The 3395-nt window shown below is 52.0% G+C and carries 4 protein-coding genes; 3 read left to right on the top strand and 1 reads right to left on the bottom strand.

Annotation, left to right across the window (positions count from 1 at the left end; all coding sequences use genetic code 11):
- The 3 genes from H6750_21595 to H6750_21585 all read left to right on the top strand — a co-directional run.
- Positions 1–141 (top strand): sulfate adenylyltransferase (locus tag H6750_21595; GenBank protein ID MCB9776903.1); only part of this gene is annotated, 141 nt, incomplete at its 5' end.
- 2 nt (positions 142–143) lie between these two features.
- Positions 144–1976 carry an adenylyl-sulfate kinase gene (locus tag H6750_21590; GenBank protein MCB9776902.1) on the top strand — a complete coding sequence of 611 codons (1833 nt, stop codon included), beginning with the start codon at positions 144–146 and terminating at the stop codon, positions 1974–1976.
- A 62-nt stretch (positions 1977–2038) separates the two neighbouring features.
- Positions 2039–2608, top strand: coding sequence for a 2OG-Fe(II) oxygenase (locus H6750_21585; protein MCB9776901.1), 570 nt, complete (start codon positions 2039–2041; stop codon positions 2606–2608).
- A gap of 40 nt (positions 2609–2648) precedes the next feature.
- Here the strand turns inward: H6750_21585 and H6750_21580 are convergent, their stop codons facing one another.
- Positions 2649–2969 carry a multidrug efflux SMR transporter gene (locus tag H6750_21580; protein ID MCB9776900.1) on the bottom strand — a complete coding sequence of 107 codons (321 nt, stop codon included), beginning with the start codon at positions 2967–2969 and terminating at the stop codon, positions 2649–2651.
- Positions 2970–3395: the final 426 nt, after the last annotated feature.

Genomic DNA, 3395 nt, shown 5'->3' with positions numbered 1-3395 from the left:
ACCTATCCGATCGATTCCACCTCTAAAAATGTGGATGAGGTTATCATCGAATTACGCAATACCAAGGTGGCCGAACGTGCCGGTCGCGCACAAGATGAAGGCCGAGGCATGGAACAGTTACGCAAAGATGGATACATGTAATCATGACGACGGACACTGCCATAAAAGAACGCATGAACATCGTGATCGTGGGGCACGTGGACCACGGCAAGTCCACCCTGCTGGGCCGCCTCTATGCCGATACGGGTACCCTGCCCATCGGCAAGATCGAGAAGATCCAGGCCATCTGCAAACAGCAAGGCAAAGAGTTCGAATACGCGTTTCTGTTTGATTCTTTTTTAGAAGAACAACAACAGGGCATCACCATCGACACGGCCAGAACCTTCTTTTCCTGGGGAGGACGGCAATACATCATCATCGATGCCCCTGGGCACAAGGAATTCCTGAAAAATATGGTCTCAGGCGCCGCACGAGCCGAGGCCGCGCTGCTGGTCATCGACGCACTGGAAGGCGTCCGCGATCAATCCAAGCGCCATGGACTGCTGCTCTCCATGCTCGGAGTCAAACAAGTCACTGTTATTGTGAACAAAATGGACCTCGTGGGATATCGGCAGGACACGTTTCAAGCCATTGAAAAGGAATATCGTGACTTCTTGAGTCAACTGAACGTGACCCCCCAATATGTCATTCCAGCCAGCGCGAAATTGGGGGTGAACATTGCCCAAGTCAGCCCGGAGACGCCGTGGTATACCGGTCCCTCGGTGTTGGATTCCCTGGCACATTTCAGCCTGGAAACCGCCTTGGCTGAAAAACCCCTGCGGCTCCCAATTCAAGACGTGTATAAATTCGATGCCCGGCGAATTCTCGTCGGTCGTATCACGGCTGGACAATTAAAAATTGGCGACCGCTTGGTCTTTTCCCCTTCGAACAAATCGGCCAACATCCAGACTATCGAAGCCTTCAATGTTGACCCGCCGCCCACACAAGCTCAGGCAGGCCAATCCGTGGGCATTACCCTCGACGAACAAATTTTCGTGGAGCGCGGGCAAATCGCCGCACAAGAAACCGACCGGCCACTCGTTTCGACCCGGATACGCGCCAATCTGTTCTGGCTGGGCAAGCAGCCCCTGGAAACACGACGCACCTATAGTCTCCGCTTGGCCACCCGTGAGGTGCCATGCGAAATCGCCAAAATTCATCGCATTGTCGATGCGAATAATTTAGACGATAAACACACCCAATCCACCGTGAAACGCAACGAAGTCGCCGACATCACCCTGCGGACAAAAACCCCGATCGCCTTCGACCTCTATGCCAACTTTGAAACCACCGGTCGTTTTGTACTGGTAGACGACTATGATGTGGCCGGAGGCGGCATCATTACCGAATTGGTGCATGATGAACAGGAAAGCTTCCGCACTGAAGCCCGGGAACGCGACTCCGTTTGGGTCAAAGGTGATATCACCCCGGCTGATCGCGCCAAACAATACGGGCACCATGCGGCCGTCTTACTCTTCACCGGACCCGACACCACGGCCAAGGCCTTCCTCGCCAGGAAACTGGAAACGGTCTTAGTGGCGGAAAGACGTCACGCGTATCTTTTGTCTCCCGAAAATTTGCAACGTGGGTTGGATGCCGACCTCCAAGACACCAAACCCGAAGAAGTCATTCGGCGATTTGGAGAAGTCATTCGCTTATTGACGGATACCGGCCTCCTCGTACTTTGCACCACCAACGCTTTTCAACAGCCCACACGCGAGTTGATCCCAACGATCCAAACGCTGGTGAACCCCACGCCTTTGATTACCATTCACATGGCCAAGGAATTAACCGGCCCTCAACCGGATACAGACCTGACCTTTGCCGGTCCAGAAAACTTTGACGACTGTACGAGCCAGATCATTCAGCTCTTGAAATCCCGCGGGCTCCTCAAGGAATTCTCCGGAGGCCCCTCGGAAGTACAGTTTTCAATCTAATCTCATCGGGAAAAGCTCGATCACTCACGTCCGACCAAGATCCCAGCCTACAGGAGACGCCGATGGATAAAGTCATGGATTATGTGTATGTGACAAACGTCATACCTCCACACGTGTGCGAATCCGTGTTGGCGGAGATCCGGCCTCAGGAATGGACCAAACACTCCTGGTATAACTATGAAGACAATCAATATTCCTCCCAAAAAGACAAGGAATTAGATGTACTCAGCACAAACCAGAAGTTGCAAGATACCCTGGGACCGTTTGTCTTCAAGGCACTGCAGGAATACATGGTGAAGTATGGAAACCAAACAGATGACCGCATAAAAAGCTTTGTCAGGACATTCACGCCCATCCGGTTTAACCGGTATCGAACGGGCACCATGATGCGCGAACATTACGACCATATCCACTCCATCTTCGACGGACAGAGGAAAGGCATTCCCATCTTAACCATACTGGGATCCCTGAATGACGGCTACGAGGGAGGGGATTTCTGGATGACGGGCCTTCAGAAAGTCAGCATGCGCGCCGGAGATATTGTGCTCTTTCCGTCCAACTTCATGTATCCTCATGAAGTCAAAGAAGTAACCAAGGGCGAACGTTATACGTTTGTGGCCTGGGCCTTTTAAAAAATTGTGTGGGTCAAGGACACCACAGGTCCTTTCCGACTTACAAAGGCGAGGACAATTTCAAGCCTGCGATCCCACCGATAATCGCCAGGATACATAATAGTCGAATGGCATTCCGTGGTTCATCGAACAGGACAATTCCCAAGATCACCGTTCCTGCCGCTCCAATTCCCGTCCATATGGCGTAAGCTGTTCCCATGGGAATTTCCCGAAGAGCAAAGGACATACACACCATACTAATTCCCATCGCCAACACCGTCCCCACACTGGGCCACAGACGGGTGAACCCATCCGTAAACTTCAGGGCCGTCGCCCAGACAATTTCAAAAAACCCCGCAACAAACAATAAGGTCCATGCCATATGCTTGATCTCCTTCCCGCAAACGGTTTTCTTTCGGTTATTGCGAACTAGTCAGTAGATGGTGGCGTGTCTTATAACAAACAAACCCGGCAAAAGGCATGCGGCTTCCCGTCTAGCCACCAAACCGAGTCGTGGAACGACCAGAAGGCATCGTCTCTCCCGCATGACATGCACCACTTCTCATTCCCCAGGAGGGTACCACTCGAGAGCCAGCCTTGATTTAATAGAACACGTGGTTATCTCAATGACACAAGCGAGAGATCGGGTAGCATAAAGAGTCATGGTACGGTAAGCTGAAGAAAACCTCTCTGATATAGAGAGGGTAGTCAGGGACAATGAAGAAAAGGGGGTGACTGGCTTCGACGGGAAGCAAGAGGTCAACAGAGCGTGTCGAGCTCTCGGAGTCTCGTTAAACCTTCGGGAAAC

The organism is Nitrospiraceae bacterium, from assembly GCA_020632595.1.
In the GTDB taxonomy this organism is placed as follows: domain Bacteria; phylum Nitrospirota; class Nitrospiria; order Nitrospirales; family UBA8639; genus Nitrospira_E.
This window is presented reverse-complemented; position numbering and strand designations above follow the sequence as displayed.

Excerpts from the sequence above, each read along its gene's own strand:
- H6750_21590 (MCB9776902.1), top strand. The coding sequence starts at position 144 with ATGACGACGGACACTGCCATAAAAGAACGCATGAACATCGTGATCGTG.
- H6750_21585 (MCB9776901.1), top strand. The coding sequence starts at position 2,039 with ATGGATAAAGTCATGGATTATGTGTATGTGACAAACGTCATACCTCCA.
- H6750_21580 (MCB9776900.1), bottom strand. The coding sequence starts at position 2,969 with ATGGCATGGACCTTATTGTTTGTTGCGGGGTTTTTTGAAATTGTCTGG.